We start from the raw sequence: 19,216 nt of genomic DNA, 5'->3' as shown, positions 1-19,216 counted from the left end.
ATTGAAGATTCCGTGCTTAATCAGCAGGCTTACCTGCAAACCTTAGCCAATCCAAATATACAAGAGCCATCAGTTAGTGTCGCTTTTCTTGGTGATAAAGGTTCTTACAGTTACTTAGCAAGCCACTATTTTGATGGCTAATAAGTGCTGAAATTGTTGAGCCATTGAGCCACTTGTCAAATAAGCTGTGCTTTCTACAGCCGAGTACGATTACGTCTATTTTATTATCGTCAACGTAAGTGAGCAAAGCATGCTCTGGTGTACCACGAACAAAGGTTAACAATTTTTTTGCGCATTTTACTTGTTCAGCGAAACGATATATTTGCTCTTTGTGCAAGGCCTCAATTTTTTTTTCGTATTCAATCGCCAAAGGTGGAATGTGAATAACGTGTAATAAAAAGGCCTCTGTTTGCTCTGCGGGTGTGCACCACTGGCGCATAAAGAGATAAACTTTACGATCAGACTTGTTGTCGCTGTCATCTTCATGAAATGGGTCAATTGCCCCGATGGCTTTACCATCAGATAACCATTTTTCTTGGTTTAATATAAATACTGTATTTTGATTGTTACTAATATATTGATTGTCAGCCGAGGTAAGGCCAGATTTTGAGCGAATAATAACGACAGGATCTAGTGTATTAGCCTCGTTATTTACTTGCTTTGACCAGTATTTTTCTTTACAGATATGCACCTTGCTCTTTGGGCAGTGCTGCTTAATTTTTAATTCAATTTGGTCAATTTTGTTTTGATGATTTGCCTGTAAGTTACCTGACATTGCGGCGAGTTCATTTGAAAAATAACGGCGATCAAAAAAGCGCTGATGATGATGTAAATACCAAACAACATTCGCTGAAAATTTATTTTGCAGTAGGCTTATCTTAGAAAAAATGGTATGAGTGATTTCCAAATCAGACAAAACAATGTGTAATGTTGTCATGATACCCTCCTTGAAGTGGTTGATAATTAACCGCAGTAAACGCCAATATATATGCGGAATTTTGTCTATACACAAGTGACTTAAGATAGCATAATCTATCAATATGGAAAGAAATTATTAATTGAAAAGTAAGCTAAATTTATACAGTTTCACAAGCTGTTAGGTACTTTAAAATTAGCTACTTTGAAATTAGATAACAGGCAAATAAAACAGAGAAAATTAAAATGCTGAATAATCCATGGTGGGGCGAGTTTACTTTTGACCTTCAACAACAACGCTGCTGGCGACTGGGTGAGAGAGCCATCATTCTTAAACGCTTAGACAATGAATGGAACAGTTGGAATCTAGAAACAGATACTGATAACAACGAGCTAATGGTTGTTGGCAATGGCGATGAAAATTACGCGATTGGTGAAGCAAAATTCGGCCGATATTTGCAACAAAGCACGTCTCAAAACGTACGGGTATTACCTTTACTAGCAGACCGAGCCGTAGTGGCGCGCCCAGATACACCCTTAACTTTACTTGCGGGTGAGAAATCACGGTTATACGTTAGCACGCCTATTTGGTTCTCGGCTCAATTATTACCTAAAGGTGAATGCTTACTTGATTTACCTTTTTGGCGACCGTCTGACTCTTGGTTTGGTCCATCAACAAGAGAAGGGCAAATATGTTACGCAAAATATACTGAGGCCCGTATTCAGCTTAATAATATAGACAAACGGCCACATCGCGCAATAACCCCAATTACGGTGATTAATAACCATAGCAAGGCGTTAACCATAGAGCGCATTAATGTCCCGGTGACCTTGTTGCATTTATACGCTGATGAAGAACATCAACTTTGGACCACGGGCATTTCGGTGCATCGAGATGGTGATAGTGCTAATGTTGAACTGCATCTTGATAAGCAAGCGCCAGTTGAAGCCTTATCGCCGGTGTTAATTAGTGGCCCAAGAATCGCAACCGAACAAAGTATACTCATACGCAGTATTAGTAGCTTGTTTGCTTAAAAAGAGAGATTTTGTGAAAGACATCATAGCGTTTATCGACCTTCTAAAAGCCTCGCATTTATTTGCTTTTATTCAGGCTACTTTATTGTTTATTATTGGTTTTATCATCGCGCGCTTAATCAGCAGTGCTATCGTCAAAGTATGTCAGCATAAAATGACGGCTCATGGGCAGTTATTCCTTAAAAGAACTATTTTTTACGGTATTCTAATTTTAGTTACTATTTCAGCCTTAGATAATATCGGTATTGATCTCAGTATTTTACTCGGCGCTGCGGGTATTTTTACTGTTGCCTTAGGGTTTGCTTCTCAAACGTCAGCATCAAACTTAATTAGTGGCTTATTTTTGATGATTGAACGGCCCTTTTCTATTACTGATGTTATCCGTGTCAATGACATTACTGGCGAAGTTATATCGATTGATTTACTCTCAGTTAAACTACGTACCTTTGACAACTTGTTTGTCCGTATTCCCAATGAGAGTATGATAAAAAGCGCGGTCACCACACTGACCAAATATCCGATTAGGCGCGCTGATTTAATCATTGGTATTGCCTATAAAGAAGACATTGAAAAAGTACGTAATATATTGATGGATATTGCGGCGAAAAATTTAATTTGTTTAGAAGAGCCGGCGCCAGTTTTTATCATAACTGGCTTTGGTAGCTCTTCTATTGATATTCAGTTTTCAGTGTGGGCGATACGAGAGAATTTTCTAACCTTGAGAAATAGCATGTATATAGAGATTAAAAACGCGTTTGATCAGCAAGGAATTGAAATACCTTTTCCACACGTAAGTTTATATGCGGGTACGGCGACAAGCCCTTTTCCACTTTCATCTACTAACAATGACAGTGACAAAAACGATAAGTAATTTAGCCGCTGGTTTAACTGAGCATATAAAGTTTTAACAAGCACTAAAGTTACTGGTTTAAACCGCTAAACTTGAGCATGTAACCGACACTGTTTTTTAATTAGCTTGTATGCTAGCAGCTTTAGCCCCAAGTTTACTGACAGTGTACTGACAGCAAATCGTTATATTTTAATGATGGTTTTTCTGAGTGGCGCAAGTCGCGCTAATAATTTGTTTTGGATTGGGTAGCTAATATCTGCAGCATCCATAGCCTCAATAAAAAGCTCAACAAAATGATTAAATTCGTTTTTATTGATATACATGCCTTGATGAATATCTTTCATACTGTCACCTTTGTATTGACAAGGACCGTCAGCTAAATGGCACAAAAACACCGTGAGTTGGTCTTTAAAACGGGTGACATTACTTTGAGCAAAATGAGCAAACACCACATCATCTTGACCAATAATATTAATTAAATTATCAATGATGTTATCAAGTGCTGGTTTTTCACCCATTTCTTGATAAAGGCTGGGCTCGGTCTGTGCATGATTATTACTATCAATGTGGCTATCACTATGGCTATCAATATTCCCGCTAGGCGAAGAGCAAGCTAAACAACTCATTAATAGCAGTAATATTATTGATTTTGTCATATTCACTATTCCATTTTTCATTATAAATACCACATAGTTGATAAATACCAACCGGTTTGTTTGTCAATGGCGGCAATACTACCTAAGTCAACATAGGCCAATGTCACGCTAAGATGTTTATTGGGAAACCAGGCAATGAAAATATCTTTCCAGTGGTCTTCACCCAAATTTAAGTTATCAGGTTTTTGCCTAAATTCGACACCAAGGGCTAAGTGTCGGTTAAGTAAAATAGCGCTTGAAACTTCTAATTGAATTTTTTTCTTTTCATGAGCACCACCAAAACCCAGCAAGCCTAGTTGATTGCTTTTAGTATGTCTGGCGGTAACGTTCCATAACCAGTTGTAACCGTTAATAAAGCCGAGGTGCAGTTTACTTGCAGCTATGTAAACATCAGTGCCAGTATCTTTTTTTGCACCTAATGAAAATGCGACATCACTGGTTTTTAATTTTTTTGATTGAATGCCTAAACTCACTTGCGGCATAGTCGAATAGACTAAATCGCCAAATAAATTAATTTTTGCTCCAATAATGTTTTGCTTTAAATTCAGTTTAAGCGGGGTTACTTCAAAGTTTTGTTTAGCATACGACAGTTCTATTTTGTCATATAAATTTGCCTGTACAGCACAGCTATCTAAAGAAAAGTCTTTAACAGTAACTCGACTACATGCCGCACTGACCGAGATACTTTCTTCAGTCGCATAGCCGGCTAACTGCGCCCAAGGTACAATGCCACCGCCGCCAGAGCCTTCAATTTGAGAAACCCCTGGCGTGGCTAATATTTTACCTTCAGCTGAGCAGTTGGCAGAGCAAAGCGCAAGAAAACAGCCATAAAGTAAGGGTGATATTTTATTCATAGGCATTTAACCATATTAGTAATTCAGCTGATTTAATGGGACGTGAAATAAAGTAACCTTGTGCATGGTTACATTTCATCGCTTTGAGCATATCTAGAGACGCTTTATTTTCTACACCTTCAGCAACCACACTAAAACCTAATTGGTGGCTCAACTCTATGGTAGATTGAACAATGTATTGGTCTTTTTCTGATGTGTCTAATTCAAGTATAAAGGCTTTATCTATTTTTAACTCATCAATGGGTAATTGCTTTAATTTACCTAAAGATGATTCACCAATACCGTAGTCATCAACAGAGATTTGTATACCGGTCTGCTTTAACTGTGTGAGTCGACTAATCACTAAATCTTCATTAGTCATAATATCTCGTTCAGTTATTTCTAAGGTAACAAGTTTAGGATCGACATGGTATTGTGAAATTTTTTCAAAAACAAAGTCAATAAAATCAGTATGGATCATGTCCTGCGCTGATATATTGATGGCAACCTTAAGCTTAAGGTTTTTAGCTTGCCACTCTTGTTGCTGCTTAAATACCGTATCTATGACCCAGTGGGTTAATTTAATAATAAGCCCCGATTGCTCAGCTAAATCAATAAATAACTCAGGAGAGACAAATTGTCCATTCGGTTTTATCCAACGAATTAATGACTCTACTTTTTCTATTTTTCCATTTTCTAAATTGAGCTTGGGTTGATAAAGCATGAACAACTCGCCATCATCACGTGTTAATGTTTCTCTGAGTTCTTCAAGTAAATTTAACCTTTCTAAATAGGCTTCATCTTCACCACTTTGGTAAGCTCTTAGCGTTGCATTTTCTGTTTTTGCAGCTTCCAAAGCAATAGTCGTTCTTCGCACTACTGCTTTTACATCGCTACTTTGCTCGGGGAAAAGACAAGTGCCAAGACAATAATTTAAATTCAACCAGAGTTTATTAACTTTTAACGGTGCTCTTAAATGCGGTAAAAAATGTTCAATAATATCCTCATAACTTTCATTGTTTTTTAGGTTAATAACCACCCAAAATTCAGTGCCTGAAAATCGTCCTACCATTAATGTTTGTTCTGGATAAATGGCTTTAATCCTTTCGACAACAGACCTAAGGGTAAGATCACCAGTGCTTGAGCCTAAACTATCGTTTATGCGTTTAAAATTGCGTACGTTTATTGCCATCAGCAATAATGAACCGTCAGTGTTATGATCATGTAAGGCGATTTTTTCTGCCAGCAGTTCAAGAAAAGTAGTGCGATTATAAACATTGGTTAACGCGTCATGTTTTGCCTGATAATTAATTTTAATTTCACGTTGTTCAATTTTTTTACCCATTTGAATAAAGCTGGTGTAAAGCCGGAGCACTTCTACACCACCGTCTGACATCATACTGTTATGCTCATATTTACCGCGAGCAAAGTCATGGCTTAATTGCGTAAGTTGCTGCAGAGGTTTAGTGAGGCTTCTGGCAATAAAACTACAAACAATGGCGGTAATGCCAATGATCAAAAGCGAAATTAACAGTGTAATAGCGACTAATTTATCAAGGTCTATATAGCTTGGAGATAAATCTACAGACAATTGTGCAATGTATTCATGATTTTGCGAATCAGTAAATGTTATCAGCTTGTTCTCATAAAGCTTTCTTTCAAAGAGTAACCACGAGTTATTGGTTTTCTTAAAATGTTCTTTATGGCTGGCATCGATATTTTGCAAAGTCGATATAATCAGTGCATCGTTATAAATAAAGCTAACTTCAACCGTCATTAGCCTTTTTAACTCATTAACGAAGGCCTGATCTATTTGGAAACCTATGACAGAGTAGGCAATGGTTCTGGGTGCTTCAACAGGCAAAACAATGAGTTGGTATAAATTACCACCAAGCAGCATTAACTGAGTTTTATTCAAGTTTTGTTTTATGGCCATTAAGCTTTGGCTTAAGGTCGAGTCAAAGGTAAGTTGGTTATTACTTGAAGAAATAATTTCACCATTTAAATCACTTAGCACCATTAAACTCGCATTAATTCGAGAACCATGGTTTTGTAATACGCTAGCAATAGTGGCCTGATCACGTGAGGCAACCGCTTGCTTAAAACCGAAGTCTGCCGTCAGCACTTTTGACGCCGTCAGCAGTAATTCTTCTTTGGCTTGTAAATACTCTATTAATACGTTTTCAGCACTGGTAATACGTTGATTTATTTGTAGGTTATGTGACGATATGGTTTTCCATAAAGACACGGCTAATAAACTGGCCACCGTTAAAACAACCAGTGACACACCTAGAAAAGTGATTTGTTTACGTAGAGTAAGTTTACTGGCCATTTTTTTTGAAGATACTTTGAAAGGTATTGCGTGGCTCAGGCGCTTCAACAACTAAATTAATCACCAATGCGCCATTATTATTTTTGCTTTTAGACAAATCTTCATAACTCATATTTGTTAAGCGAGTCACTGAACTTGCATGCCAAACATTAACGCTATCGTATGCAACCGTATCTGCTAATCTTGCTATGCCTTGCTCGTTAGTCATTAATACCTGCGTTGAGCTAGCAATATAAATATAACCAATCATGGAGTCGTGTATGTTGCAGCCTAATACAGCCACGCCGGCAACATCAAACTGTAATGGTGCTTTAGATTTTCCTGAGTAAAGTTTTAATTCAAAAGGTTTTACCGATGAAAACGAGTAAACATGATGCCTGATGTTGTCACTATTGGGGAAATTAACATAGTCACCTTGATGGATAACTAACACCTCGGGTTTAAAAAGTTTATCAACCTGATCCATAATCAAAGTATTTGGTGGTGACACAGCCTCAGCAGCAGGATTGGTTACAGAGAACTCCAATACTGCATTTTTAAGTGGCAAGCCATGTTGATCTTGCACTAGAAAAGACTCGGCGCTTGCTTGCGTACAAAGTACTAAAAGCGTAATAACAATGCTTGAGGTATTTAAAAGACGATTTATCATAATTTCCTTTTAAAACTATTTAGGTAAAGTATCAATAAGAACGCTGATTGAGCAGACTTATTGCAAAATAAAATCAGTGACTTAACCTAGCTATATCTTAAAATCAGATTAAGTTTTTGGCCACGTAATTGCAAACTAAATATCAAAACCAGAGCGCTTAAATAAAACGGTACCGTGAGTAGGGCAGTGAAATGCATTAGAGATATTTCTTCTCAATGCATGCAGTACTTAACGGTTTAGAAAAAAAGTAGCCTTGTATGCGCTGAATATTAAGTTGTTGGCATAAACGTAAATTATTTTCATCTTCAATACCCTCTGCGACAATATTTAACCCTAAAGAATGCAGCATAGCGGTAAGGCCATCTACTAAGGCTCGTGTTTTTGGCTCATGGGAGGCAAGCATTAACGACTTGTCAATTTTAACGGTATTAATGGGGAAATTTTGTAAATGTGATACTGACGAAAACCCAGTGCCAAAATCATCTAATGCAATATGGCAGCCTAACTGGCTAATTGATTCGATAACCGCAATCGCTTGACTACTGTTGTCAAGTAAAGCCGTTTCAGTGAGTTCAAATTCTATCAATGCTGGTGGTACCTGATATTTTTCTATTAGGCTTTTGATGAAACTGATCAATGTTCTATCAGCCAATTGTACGCTTGATAAATTAATGGCAATGGATAATGCTTTGTCGCTTTGTAAATTCCATGTTGATATTTGATATATGGCTTGGGCTATCACCCAGCGACCAATATCAATAATGGCACGAGAAGACTCAGCGATAGGTATAAAACTATCTGGAAAGTGCAAGGTGTTTTGAAAGTTCCAGCGTATTAATGCTTCAAAGCCGATAACTTGTAATGTGACTGTGTCAACTATAGGTTGGTAATGTAATATAAATTCATCGCGCTCTAAAGCACCAACTAAATTAGCTTCAATTTGGTATTGTTGTAAAAATTGCTCTTGCATTTTTTTTTCAAAATAGCATATTTGATTTCGACCCAATTTTTTTGCGCGATACATGGCAATGTCGGCATATTTAAGTAATTCAGTAGCGCTGATACTATTGTCAGGGAATATGGCAATACCAATACTTGCGCCCATTTTTATTTCTATACCTAAGATATTAAATGCCTCATCAAAACAATTTAATATTCGTTGGGTTACTCTAGTTGCATTGTCTACAGATTTTAAGTGGCTTAATATAATAGCAAATTCGTCTCCACCTACACGCGCAAATAATTCATTTTCACGCAGGCACTTGTAGACTCTATTGGATACTTGTTTTAACAATAGATCGCCAATATCATGACCATGGCTATCGTTAATGAACTTGAACTTATCAAGGTCGAATAATATTAAGGCTAATTTAGCGTCATCACGAGGTTGTTGTGTAATGTTTAAACGTAATGCCTCTTCAAATGCGTAACGATTAGCTAAACCAGTTAATGAGTCATGTTCTGCTAGCTCTCTTGCTTCTTGGTAACTTTTATAAAGTTTTTTCTCTAATTCAAAGCGTGTTTGAGATTGTAGTATTGCACGTTGTAACCTTGATGAAGTGACCTCTGATTTAAGTAAAAAATCTTGAGCACCATTTTTTATGCATTCTAACGCTAAATCTGACTCTTCAGAATTACTCAACATAATAATGGCAACAGATTGATTTACTAAAGCGCTGCGTAACTCTAGTAATAATTCAATACCGTCACGTTTGGGCATGCGGTAATCTAATAACACCACATCAAATTTTTCAGCTTTGAAGGCTGCTAAGCCTTCATCTACTGACTCAGTTTCAACAATATGACAGTAGCTATTAGCTTTATTTAATGTTCTTACAAGGTGTTCGCGATCGACAACGTCGTCGTCAACAATCAAAATATTCAAATTTTATCCTTTTCGTGATCATCACGGTAAAAATACTACTAATTTTTTTAACTTCCTGGGAAAAGAACTATTTTCCAATAGCCTTTGAGCACCTTTACAATGTCTAAGAAACCGTCACCTACTTGATCTTTAATAAAGTAACCCGCGATATTTTGTTGGTAGCTGGCGGTAATATCTTTATCTGATTTTGATGTGGTTAAAACAAAAACAATACTCTTGTCTAATCGTGGGTCTTGACGGATTTCTTCTAAAAACTCTAAGCCATTTAAACGCGGCATCTGTAAATCAAGCAATATAATATAAGGAGAGGGTACAGCACCGCTGCGCAGTAACTCTAAACCGTGTAAGCCATCAGTTGCTCTAATAATGGTGTTACCTAGGCACAATTTGTCAAAGGCACGCGTTATAGACATAGCATCGACATCGTCATCTTCAATTAATAACAGCGTTACTTCTTTTTGTTGTTCAGTCATTTATTCAGTTATCCGTTTATCTTATTTAATGCCAGTATTGAGTTGCTATATTTTTGTTGTAATGGGCCATAAAAGCACTATTGTGGTGCCTGTAATACCATCGGAGTCAATCGTTAAACTACCGCCGTAATATTCAATGGTTTTCTTTGATAATGACAAGCCCATACCACTACCTTCAACTTTATCTCTGGGCCGTAAAGTTTGGAACATCTCTAACGCTTTATCAAATAATTCTCGTGGAATACCCGGGCCGTCATCTTGTACACTAATATGGTGCATTTTATTAATTGTTTTATACAATATTTTAATGTGACCCGTGGGTTTATCGTGATGTTTTACGGCATTTGAAAGAAGATTGCGTAGTATAATTTCTATTGGCGTTCTAGGCAAAAGTAAGGTCTGCTTTTCTACCGACAACTTAAAGCCTGTTGGGTGATCTAATAGACTAAAAATCTCGTTAGCTATTATTGCTAAATCAAGTTCTTGAGGTTTATATTCATGTCGGCCAATACGAGAGTAGTCGAGTAAATCGTCCAATAACCTATTCATTCTGTCACTGCGGCTTTGAAGCAATGTTAAATGTTTTTTGGAGCTTTCAGGTAATAGGCTTTCACAATCCTCTGTGATCCAACTAGCTAATTTTTTTATGGCATTTAAAGGTGATTTCAAATCATGTGAAGCTACATAAGCAAACTGTTCAAGATCTTGGTTTGAACTAATCAGACGTTGAGTGCCAATTTTTAGTTCTCGTGTCATATCGTCAGCATAGATTAATGCTTGCTTGTTTGCTCTTGAAAGTACAATAAACAAGGCAAGTATCAAAAGGTCAATGATAATACCACCCGCTAATATGAAATACGGTTGATTCGAACCTGAAGCCTCTCGAAAGAATAAATTTGAACTCACAATAAACTTCCATTCTCGGCCATAGAAATTAACATCGATATGCTTAATAAAGAGTGGATTAGCGTCTATTTCAATACTGTCGACATTATTTATATCATTATACAATGACTTACCATCGTCGCTAATATGTAATGAAACATGGCGTTGTTCAACAGCTAAGGTGCCGGAAATAAGTTTAGACATAATAAAAGGCGCATAGGCCACGCCTTGTATTGACTCTTGGCGAGTATTTACTGAGTTGTGCGGCATACCTTTTTTATAGAAAGGGGCATAAAAAAGAAACCCAGGCGTTTGTTTCTCGTCTTGTACTAGGGTAATGGGTCCGGTTAATTGTGCTAAACCTGTATCTCTGGCTTTTTTGACACCCAAGTATCTATTTTTTTCAAAAGCTACATTTAAACCCACAGCCTTTTTATTTGTTAAGTACGGCTCAATAAAGGTAATTGGCCAAAGTTCATGATTGGCATATAAAGGGTGGATACTAAAATTTGGTCGGCTTTTTTGCTGCTGTAGAAGAAAGCTATTATGTTGGTCAAACTTAACATTATAAATTAACCCTAGGCCATTGATGCCAGGGTAGGTTTGGTCTATTCGTAAGCTATTGCTATAGTTTTCCCATTGCTGGTCAGTAATATCACCTTCGCTGGCATCAACATGAGCGACAGCTCCCCATAAGGCGTGTTCATATAGCTGCATTCTTTCTTTAACAAGTTCTATAACGTGCAAAGACTCACGCTCAAAACGTTCTGCCACTCTTTTATTAACCTGTGCTGAAGCTATGTACCATGCCCCAATAGTTAATATGGCTGAAAGTATTAATATTAACCAATGTATACCGTGAAATCGACTTGCATCAATTAACTTTTGTCTTTTAATATCAGTATGCGTTACTGCTATCGCGCTATTTTTCATTAATTTTGTCTCGATATGTCGTTTTAAATACCTAAGATAAATATTAAGACCTATCCTTGGTGCTAAAAATTAATACACATACCTCAACAATATTTACTGATGTTAAATTTAAATATTTGCTAAAGATGATCACTTAAGGGGGATTAGTTAACGTTAAAGGCATAACACTGAAAAAATGTCAGTGTTATAAAAGCAATAACAAAGCCAACTGTGCCTTAAGATAATATATAAATGAGAGGATTACCATAACATTGCCACTATACCTACGACGCTAAAGTGATTAATAACCTAAATTGTATTTTTTTTAGACAATTATTGAGTTAGGCAAATATTATACAAATTCTAGTAAGGGCGAAGTAAATTTAAAGTTCATCAATAGTGGATTTAAATGAATAATTTTTAGTGTATTTCAGAAAATATAACCTAGTTTATTTAATTGTTAACCTTCATCTTAACCTTAACAAGAACCAGTGGTTAATATTTTTGTTACCGCGAAGCGTTTAATTAATTTAATTAATTTATTTGATTAGTTCGAATAAATTAATGCGCTTGCTAGCTTGATATGAATGACTATAATTATGTTTATATATTATTTATTGAGTAATGAAATGACAACCAAACGTACCTACAACACTAATTTAATCAGTGTTGTTATTTTCACTATGGCGCTGTTAATCACAGCGACTGTTTTTGCATCTCCTGACGATGCTAAAGCTAAGGTAAAGCAGATATTTAGTCAGGTTGAAGCTTCGCTAATTAAATTAAAGCAAACTGAGACCTTAACCAAGGCTAATATTAAAGACGTGTTAAACAAGTATTTATTGCCAGAAGTCGATACCCGATACTTTACTTATAAAATCCTGAATAAAAATTTCACTAAGGTTCCTGAAGAACTCAGAGAGCCTTTTATCGCTGAGTTATCGTTACAGCTTATCAATACTTATAGTAATTTATTAAATAAATATGATAATGAAGTGATTAATATCGGCGAAAGTACCATCTCTAAAAGTGGTAAAATGGCGATGGTTGATATCACCATTGTTGGCAGCACTAAAACCAATAAAGCCGTGGTTAAATTATTACAGTCAAGTACACAAGCCTGGCTTTTCTTTGATATTGAGGTTGAAGGAATAAGCTTATTGCAAACAAAACAAGCAGAAATAAATGCCAGTTTTAATAAATTGGGCATAGAAGGTACTTTGCTACAGTTACAGAAAATTAATCATAAAGTCGTTGAGGGTTAATTAACGCTAAAAGTTAACAAGGATTACGAGCTATTAAGCACCGCTAAGCACTAATTAAGCATCAACTAAGCATTACTATCAGTAACTAAAAATTATAAGGCCATTATTATTTTATATATAGACTCTATGGTTGAATTTTTATTGCAACATAAACTCTTATTAACTCTACTATTCATTATGGCTTTTTATGCCACTAAAGCATTAATAATCAAGCTGATAAAAAGAAAGTCTAAGAAAAGTAAAAGATTAAAAATTAATATGGTAAATAATATATTTACTTTATTAGTTATTATTTTTATTTTTAATATTTGGTCGAGTGAAATTCAAAGGTTTGCTTTTTCAATTGCGGCCTTTATTGTTGCCATAGTATTTGCAACAAGAGAGTTCATTCAATGCTTTATTGGCTTTATTTATATCTTATCCAGTCGACCTTTTCGCATTGGTGATTGGATACAGGTAGGAAATTATTATGGTGAAGTGCACTCTAACGACTGGGCAAATTTAACGCTTTTAGAAGTTGATAAGCACAATTATCAATATACAGGTAAAACCTTGTATGTGCCTAACAGTCAGTTAATTACCTCAGTTATTAAGAACTTGAATTTTTTAAAACGTTATGCGATGCACCATTTCATCATTGTGCGTGATGACAGTGTTAATCCCTTTATTTTTATTGATACACTTTATGAAAAGGCAAATTTATATTGCATTGAATTTAAAGAGGTGGCTATGCGTTATAATCAACTAATAGAAAATCGTTTAGATATCAGCATTTCTGGTCCTAAACCTCATATTCAAGTAGCTACTTCTGAACTTGGTGATACACAGGTGGTGTTTTCTATTTTTTGCCCAACAGAAAAGGCGCTTGGGATAGAGCAAAAGCTTACTGCGGATTTTATGAAACTGTGGTTTGAAAATAAAAAAGTTTAGTGCTGCTTATCTAATTTGAACTGAATTAATCTTAACTGAGTTAATCTGCGACTGATTAACTTTAAGGTGATTATTTTTTAGATGATGAATTTAAGCTTATTTTATATGAAAAAATCAGCTTGCTTGACGTGTCATTTATAAATATTGACCGATCAATTAAGCTGATGTAAGTGTTAAAGTAATCTAATTAACCCGTTAATTTCATTAAGTTATTGTCCACTTGTGCTCGTTAACTACACTAAGGTAACCGTGTTATTAATTACAATAGTCGGTTGTTGAGCGACAATATTAATCAAAGTAGTATTGCTGTGCTTATCATTAAAGATAATTAACTGTTAATTATCTTTAATGAGCCATCAAGGTGTATGTCTCGTTGCGGATATGCCACGACAATATTCTCTTGTTCAAATAATTCTTCCAAACGAAATCTTACGTTGCTTTTTGCAATTCTTAAACCACTTTCCACTCTTGAGTTGACCCAAAAAGTGACTTCAAACATTAAGGCATTATCGCCAAAGTCGTCAAAGGTGACTAAGGGTTTAGGCTCTGTTAGCGCTTCAGCTTGTTCTGTGGTTGCTTGCATAATCAAGCCCGCAACTTTTTTGGCTGGCGAGCCATAAGCGACACCCACTTTAACCGAACATCTAACAAACTGGTCTACTAAGGTCCAGTTAACCACGGTGTTTTCAAGTAACTTGCTGTTAGGTATTAATAAATGTACACCGTCTACTCGCTTTATACGGGTTGACCGGGTGTTAATTTCTTCCACTAGGCCTTTGGAGTCTTCAATTTCTAAAAAATCGCCAATACGAATAGGGCGCTCCCACATTAGGATCCAGCCACTAATAAAATTATTAATAATATTTTGTGCACCAAAACCAAAGCCGATAGCAATGGCGCCAGACAAAAAAGCAAAAGCAGCAATCGGCACATTCATAAAGTCTAATATGCTGATCATAATAATGGTTATCGCGATAACATATAAAACGCGTTCCACTAAGTGAATAATATTAGGGTCAGTTTTTTTTGTTGTTAAACGACTACTGATTAACTTAATTAGCCACTTGGTTAACAATATACCCATAAAAATTATTATGGGTATAAAAAGAATATCGCCTATCGTGATAGGTTGCTCTGATATCGTAATAACGATATGAGAAAGTATCACTTTCGCTTGTTCTATAGTCTGTTCAATAGTCATACTAAAACCTTAATAAATGGTATGTTATGAATTTACAAAGGCTTTTGATGGGTCTATAAGAAACCTTTCACCAATTGCCTCGCGACCAAATAACATTAAGTAACTCATATCTGAGCGGTCAGTTAAAGTTATTTCAATCGGCCAAAGTTCACTACCTAATTTTACCGGTGTTGATATTACATAGCGTTGCTCTGAGGTACCATTTGAAGATTTAACTCTTCTAATGTCATGAATAGGGGCTTCACAAGAAATCATATTTTCAACATTATAGACATCGGGGTGTAGGTCAAATCGCACCATCACCTTACCATTTTTTTTAAATTTTGTAATATTATCAACATGTAGAGAAGAGGTTTTAGCGCCGGTATCAACGCGCACCTGTATATCTGTTATCGCTAAATCAGGTAGCGTAATAGTTTCCAAACTACCAATAATTATTTTTTGTTTTGTGGTCATATCACGTTACCTTATTTTAAACGTTGTTCTCTGGTAGTAGGTTGTCTTGAGCACTCTCTATTTGCTCAAATATATGTTTGTCATCTTCTTCAAAGTAGGCAATATGAAACATAGCTTCACCTTCTTGTACTAAAGGAATATTTTGTTGACCAATTAATATGCCAGATCTACTGGCTTTCACCACATCAATAATTTCGCCATACGGACTGCCAATTTCTGCCAGTACATCACCTTTTTTTATTTGTTCACCTAAACGAACGCGATGATTAACTATGCCACTGGCATTAGCGCGTAACCATTGACTGCTGTTAGCAACAAAGGGTGCGATAATTTTTTTGCGCGTCGACGAAGCTTTACGCATGCCTAAATGCTTTAATACGTTAGTAATGCCTCTCATGCCGGCGCGAATTGAAAACTCATCAAAACGTAAGGCTTCTCCAGCTTCATAAAGCAATACTTTAGTATTATGTTTTACCGCCGCCTCTCTTAATGAACCATCAATAATATTTGAATTTAATACCACAGGAACGCCAAATACCTGCGCAAGCTCTTTGGTTTCTGCACAAGATAGATCGGCTCTAATTTGTGGTAAATTGGAGCGGTGAATTGCGCCGGTGTGAAGATCAATGCCGTAATCGCAATGTTTAACAATTTCATTGAGAAAAATATAGGCTACTCGCCCAGCCAGCGATCCTTTTGCTGAGCCAGGAAAACAGCGATTAAGATCTCTTCGGTCAGGCATGTAGCGACTTTGGTTCACTACGCCATAAACGTTCACCATAGGAACGGCTATTACGGTTCCTTTGGTGATTTTAAATTTATTTTCGCTGATTAATCGCCGAATAATTTCAATGCCATTTAACTCATCACCATGCACCGCAGCACTAACAAAAATAGTAGGCCCAGGTTTTTTTGAACGAATAATATGTACAGGTAAAGAAACGTCTGCATCTGTATATAACTTGGCTACAGGCAAGTCTATCTTGCGTTGTTCACCAGGTAATATCACAAATTCACCTATTTTTAATGGACCCATCATTACCCTTATCCTTTACCACGAGTTTTATTGCTGTTTGGCTTGGCATTTTTTTCTAAAAATTCAAAAATCATACCGGCAATGTTTTTACCTGTTGCGGTTTCTATGCCTTCTAAGCCTGGAGATGAGTTTACTTCCATTACCATAGGACCATTTTTGGAACGCAGTAAATCTACGCCACACATATTTAAGCCCATGGCTTTTGCCGCTTTAATTGCTGTGTCTCGTTCTTCTTTTGATAACTTCACCACTTCAGCACTACCACCGCGATGTAAGTTAGAACGAAATTCACCTTCTGCACCTTGTCGTTTCATGGCGGCAACCACTTTGCCACCGATAACTAAACAACGAATGTCAGCACCACCGGCTTCTTTGACAAATTCTTGTACCAAGATGTTAGCTTTTAAACCCATAAAGGCTTCAATAATTGACTCCGCGGCTTTTGCGGTATCAGCTAATACAACACCAATACCTTGGGTGCCTTCTAATAATTTAATAACAACAGGTGCGCCACCAACATTTTTAATTAAATCTTTGGCATTGTCAGGTTTACTGGCAAAGCCGGTACGAGGTAAGCCAATACCTTTACGTGATAATAATTGTAATGAGCGCAATTTATCGCGAGAACGACTAATAGCAACAGATTCATTAATATTAAAGGTGCCCATCATTTCAAATTGACGCGCAACCGCTGTGCCATAAAAGGTAACAGAAGCACCGATACGAGGAATAATAGCATCATACTTAGGTAGTTCTTTACCGTGATAACGCACAGCTGAATGGCTACTGGTTATATCCATATAGCAATGTAAAGTATCAATAACATCAACTTCATGTCCCATTGCTTCACCGGCTTCTTTTAAGCGTCTTGTAGAGTAAAGATTTTTATTTCTTGATAATATTGCTACTTTCATAAAGGCTACCTGTTCATTTCACTTTTATTATTTAAAGTGATGTAAATATTGAACTAGAGTGTATAGTCAGCTCCTAAAATAATAAAACGCAATATTTTGACCTCTTTAATCAAAATATTTGATTAAAGAGGGTTTTATGAAATTTGAACTATTAACAACATTTTTGGAAGTAAGCCGAACATTACATTTTAGAATAGCCTCAGAAAATCTTTTTATTACTCAGTCGGCGGTCAGTGCCCGTATAAAGTTATTAGAAGATGATCTGGGTGTTTTGCTGTTTGATCGTAGCCATAAACATTTAAAGTTGACAACTGAAGGTCTTCGACTCATAAAACATGCCAATGAAATTCTTTTTATGTGGCAAAAAACCAAGCACGATGTCGGTGTAGTCGAGCACGACGCGCAGCAACTTGCCATCGGTTCGTTAAACTCTATCTGGGATATTGTCTTACAAGGTTGGTTGCAGAAAATTCACCGTAATTTAGACAGTGTTAGTTTATTTACCAGTACCTATTCGCCCATGGAGTTAAGAAAAAATGTTATTGGCCGCGTGGTAGATCTTGCGTTTTTATTTGAACCACCATTTATCGAAGATTTAGTCACCGAAAAAGTAGCCACAGTGCCACTGCATTTAGTAACCACAAACCCTGATCACATTGAAGGCTCGCATGTCGATAATTATATTATGGTGGATTATGGTGAGTCGGTAAATACTCAGCATATGCGTGAATTTCAGCATGCTCCACCCGCAAAACACTTTATGAGTCAGCCTCGCATCGCCTTAAATTATATTTTACAAGCGGGGGGAGGTGCACACTTGCCTCGGCAAATGACTTTTGAACATGTTGAAGCGAATAAGTTGTTTGTTGTTGAAAGTGCGCCGGTTTATCATCGTGAAATATTTGCCGTGTACCTAGCGAAAAGTCAAAAAACCGAGGTTATTAAGCAAGTGATAGGTTTATTTCCCAACATACATTTTTAGCACAATCGACTTTATAAAATAGATTAATAGCTTGTCGTTAAGGGTTGAATAATCAATACAACTTTAACCCTTAACGGGTAATAAGTTTGTTTTTTTAATAGGGAACTAGACAGGCTAAAAGTATTTTACTCGGATAAAATAGAGTCAGTTTTATGGTCTAATTACTTTGAAATAATGGTTAAATAATCTACTAAAATCAGTGGGGCATCACTTAATAAAGTCTATATACCTTCAAAAGCAGCCTGAGGCAAAGCTATTCAACACTGCAAAAATTAATGGTGTAAACCCAACGGTTATACTTAAGACAACAAGCTTCATATCAACAATAATCGTGCAGAGTGAATGGCAAAAACGTTTATCTTTAGTCAAAAAATTATTTGTTCTCAAATAAAAGTCATTTTTAAGAGCTAGTCCGATATTGCACACGATAAAATAAATACTAAAGACAAGTGCATTAATTAAGTTTGACTATCTTCTGTGTCGTCTTAAACATTTGAATAGCGCATCAGTCAATATTGATAAATGATCATCTTGTAACATAGAGCTTAGCTAAGTGCTTTGCCTAGAACATCACACCAAATTAACCAACCGGATCAGAGTCATCTATATCATTGTCAGGTAATTCAGCATCTTCACTGGTATCAGTGTTAGTTCTGCCGATGTCAGAATCATCTAAATCATTGTCAGTTAATCCATCGTTTTCATTAGTATCAGTGTTAGCTCCGCCAATATCAGCATCACCGACGTTATTAGCAATAGTTTCAGTATTTAAATCGACAGCAGGGGGCAAGGACAGCGCTTTATCGTCATTTCCACATGAAATAAGCATAAACAACATTGAGCAATAAAACATACATTTATAAAACATGATAAACCTTGTTATTAAGTGGTTAAATTGGTTAATAAATAGTTAATTATATTAACATGTGGTTAAGAAGTAAAAGTTATAGTTGAAAAAAATAAAAAAATGTTTATTATTTAATTTCTGTAGTTTCTGCAATTTCTGC

Annotated in this window: 18 protein-coding genes; 5 read left to right on the top strand and 13 right to left on the bottom strand. The window is 36.2% G+C overall.

What is annotated here, in order from left to right; translation table 11 throughout:
- Positions 1–73 precede the first annotated feature (73 nt).
- Positions 74–937, bottom strand: a complete 864-nt coding sequence (locus tag H4J61_RS18025; RefSeq protein WP_182182881.1) for a universal stress protein — start codon at positions 935–937, stop codon at positions 74–76.
- A 224-nt stretch (positions 938–1,161) separates the two neighbouring features.
- Here H4J61_RS18025 and H4J61_RS01020 point away from each other — a divergent pair, with 224 nt between their 5' ends.
- Complete coding sequence (locus H4J61_RS01020; protein WP_182182879.1) at positions 1,162–1,950, top strand: hypothetical protein; 789 nt, start codon at positions 1,162–1,164, stop codon at positions 1,948–1,950.
- Positions 1,951–1,963: 13 nt separating this feature from the next.
- Positions 1,964–2,821, top strand: coding sequence for a mechanosensitive ion channel family protein (locus H4J61_RS01015; RefSeq protein WP_182182877.1), 858 nt, complete (start codon positions 1,964–1,966; stop codon positions 2,819–2,821).
- Positions 2,822–2,982: 161 nt separating this feature from the next.
- Here the strand turns inward: H4J61_RS01015 and H4J61_RS01010 are convergent, their stop codons facing one another.
- The 7 genes from H4J61_RS01010 to H4J61_RS00980 all read right to left on the bottom strand — a co-directional run bounded on the left by H4J61_RS01010 (position 2,983) and on the right by H4J61_RS00980 (position 11,446).
- On the bottom strand, positions 2,983–3,456 hold the full coding sequence (locus tag H4J61_RS01010) for a group 1 truncated hemoglobin (protein WP_182182874.1): 474 nt from the start codon (positions 3,454–3,456) through the stop codon (positions 2,983–2,985).
- A gap of 20 nt (positions 3,457–3,476) precedes the next feature.
- Positions 3,477–4,310 (bottom strand): DUF3034 family protein, encoded by an 834-nt coding sequence (locus H4J61_RS01005; RefSeq protein ID WP_182182872.1) that lies wholly within the window; start codon positions 4,308–4,310, stop codon positions 3,477–3,479.
- Positions 4,303–6,621, bottom strand: coding sequence for an EAL domain-containing protein (locus H4J61_RS01000; protein ID WP_182182870.1), 2,319 nt, complete (start codon positions 6,619–6,621; stop codon positions 4,303–4,305). The genes H4J61_RS01005 and H4J61_RS01000 overlap by 8 nt, the downstream gene beginning before the upstream one ends.
- The gene (locus H4J61_RS00995; protein WP_182137836.1) at positions 6,611–7,270 is read right to left on the bottom strand and encodes a methylamine utilization protein; all 660 of its coding nucleotides are present in this window, start codon (positions 7,268–7,270) and stop codon (positions 6,611–6,613) included. The genes H4J61_RS01000 and H4J61_RS00995 overlap by 11 nt, the downstream gene beginning before the upstream one ends.
- 196 nt (positions 7,271–7,466) lie before the next feature.
- Entirely contained in the window at positions 7,467–9,155 is a 1,689-nt protein-coding gene (locus H4J61_RS00990; protein ID WP_182182868.1) for a GGDEF domain-containing response regulator, read from the bottom strand.
- A 47-nt stretch (positions 9,156–9,202) separates the two neighbouring features.
- Positions 9,203–9,628: a response regulator gene (locus tag H4J61_RS00985; RefSeq protein ID WP_182182866.1), complete on the bottom strand. Its 426-nt coding sequence runs from the start codon at positions 9,626–9,628 to the stop codon at positions 9,203–9,205.
- Between the two features lie 45 nt (positions 9,629–9,673).
- Positions 9,674–11,446 carry a CHASE domain-containing protein gene (locus H4J61_RS00980; RefSeq protein WP_182182864.1) on the bottom strand — a complete coding sequence of 591 codons (1,773 nt, stop codon included), beginning with the start codon at positions 11,444–11,446 and terminating at the stop codon, positions 9,674–9,676.
- Positions 11,447–12,054: 608 nt separating this feature from the next.
- On the opposite strand from H4J61_RS00980, the gene H4J61_RS00975 reads away from it, so the two are divergent.
- Together H4J61_RS00975 and H4J61_RS00970 are read left to right on the top strand one after the other, a co-directional pair.
- Positions 12,055–12,690, top strand: a complete 636-nt coding sequence (locus H4J61_RS00975; protein ID WP_182137840.1) for a phospholipid-binding protein MlaC — start codon at positions 12,055–12,057, stop codon at positions 12,688–12,690.
- A 258-nt stretch (positions 12,691–12,948) separates the two neighbouring features.
- Complete coding sequence (locus tag H4J61_RS00970) at positions 12,949–13,620, top strand: mechanosensitive ion channel domain-containing protein (protein WP_310649826.1); 672 nt, start codon at positions 12,949–12,951, stop codon at positions 13,618–13,620.
- 328 nt (positions 13,621–13,948) lie between these two features.
- Here the strand turns inward: H4J61_RS00970 and H4J61_RS00965 are convergent, their stop codons facing one another.
- The 4 genes from H4J61_RS00965 to rimK are packed head-to-tail and all read right to left on the bottom strand — an operon-like array spanning position 13,949 to position 17,227.
- Positions 13,949–14,821, bottom strand: coding sequence for a mechanosensitive ion channel family protein (locus tag H4J61_RS00965; RefSeq protein WP_182137841.1), 873 nt, complete (start codon positions 14,819–14,821; stop codon positions 13,949–13,951).
- Positions 14,822–14,845: 24 nt separating this feature from the next.
- On the bottom strand, positions 14,846–15,277 hold the full coding sequence (locus H4J61_RS00960; protein WP_182137842.1) for an ATP-dependent zinc protease: 432 nt from the start codon (positions 15,275–15,277) through the stop codon (positions 14,846–14,848).
- 16 nt (positions 15,278–15,293) lie between these two features.
- Positions 15,294–16,313 carry a succinylglutamate desuccinylase/aspartoacylase family protein gene (locus H4J61_RS00955; RefSeq protein WP_182138007.1) on the bottom strand — a complete coding sequence of 340 codons (1,020 nt, stop codon included), beginning with the start codon at positions 16,311–16,313 and terminating at the stop codon, positions 15,294–15,296.
- An 8-nt stretch (positions 16,314–16,321) separates the two neighbouring features.
- On the bottom strand, positions 16,322–17,227 hold the full coding sequence (gene rimK / locus H4J61_RS00950) for a 30S ribosomal protein S6--L-glutamate ligase (RefSeq protein ID WP_182137843.1): 906 nt from the start codon (positions 17,225–17,227) through the stop codon (positions 16,322–16,324).
- Positions 17,228–17,363: 136 nt separating this feature from the next.
- On the opposite strand from rimK, the gene H4J61_RS00945 reads away from it, so the two are divergent.
- Positions 17,364–18,209 (top strand): LysR family transcriptional regulator, encoded by an 846-nt coding sequence (locus H4J61_RS00945; protein ID WP_182182859.1) that lies wholly within the window; start codon positions 17,364–17,366, stop codon positions 18,207–18,209.
- Positions 18,210–18,789: 580 nt separating this feature from the next.
- Here H4J61_RS00945 and H4J61_RS00940 read toward each other — a convergent pair.
- Positions 18,790–19,077, bottom strand: a complete 288-nt coding sequence (locus H4J61_RS00940; protein ID WP_182182857.1) for a hypothetical protein — start codon at positions 19,075–19,077, stop codon at positions 18,790–18,792.
- Positions 19,078–19,216: the final 139 nt, after the last annotated feature.

Source organism: Colwellia sp. MB3u-4, assembly GCF_014077065.1.
Lineage (GTDB): Bacteria > Pseudomonadota > Gammaproteobacteria > Enterobacterales > Alteromonadaceae > Cognaticolwellia.
The sequence above is the reverse complement of the archived record's forward strand: the minus strand, read 5'-3'. Positions and strand labels throughout refer to the sequence as shown.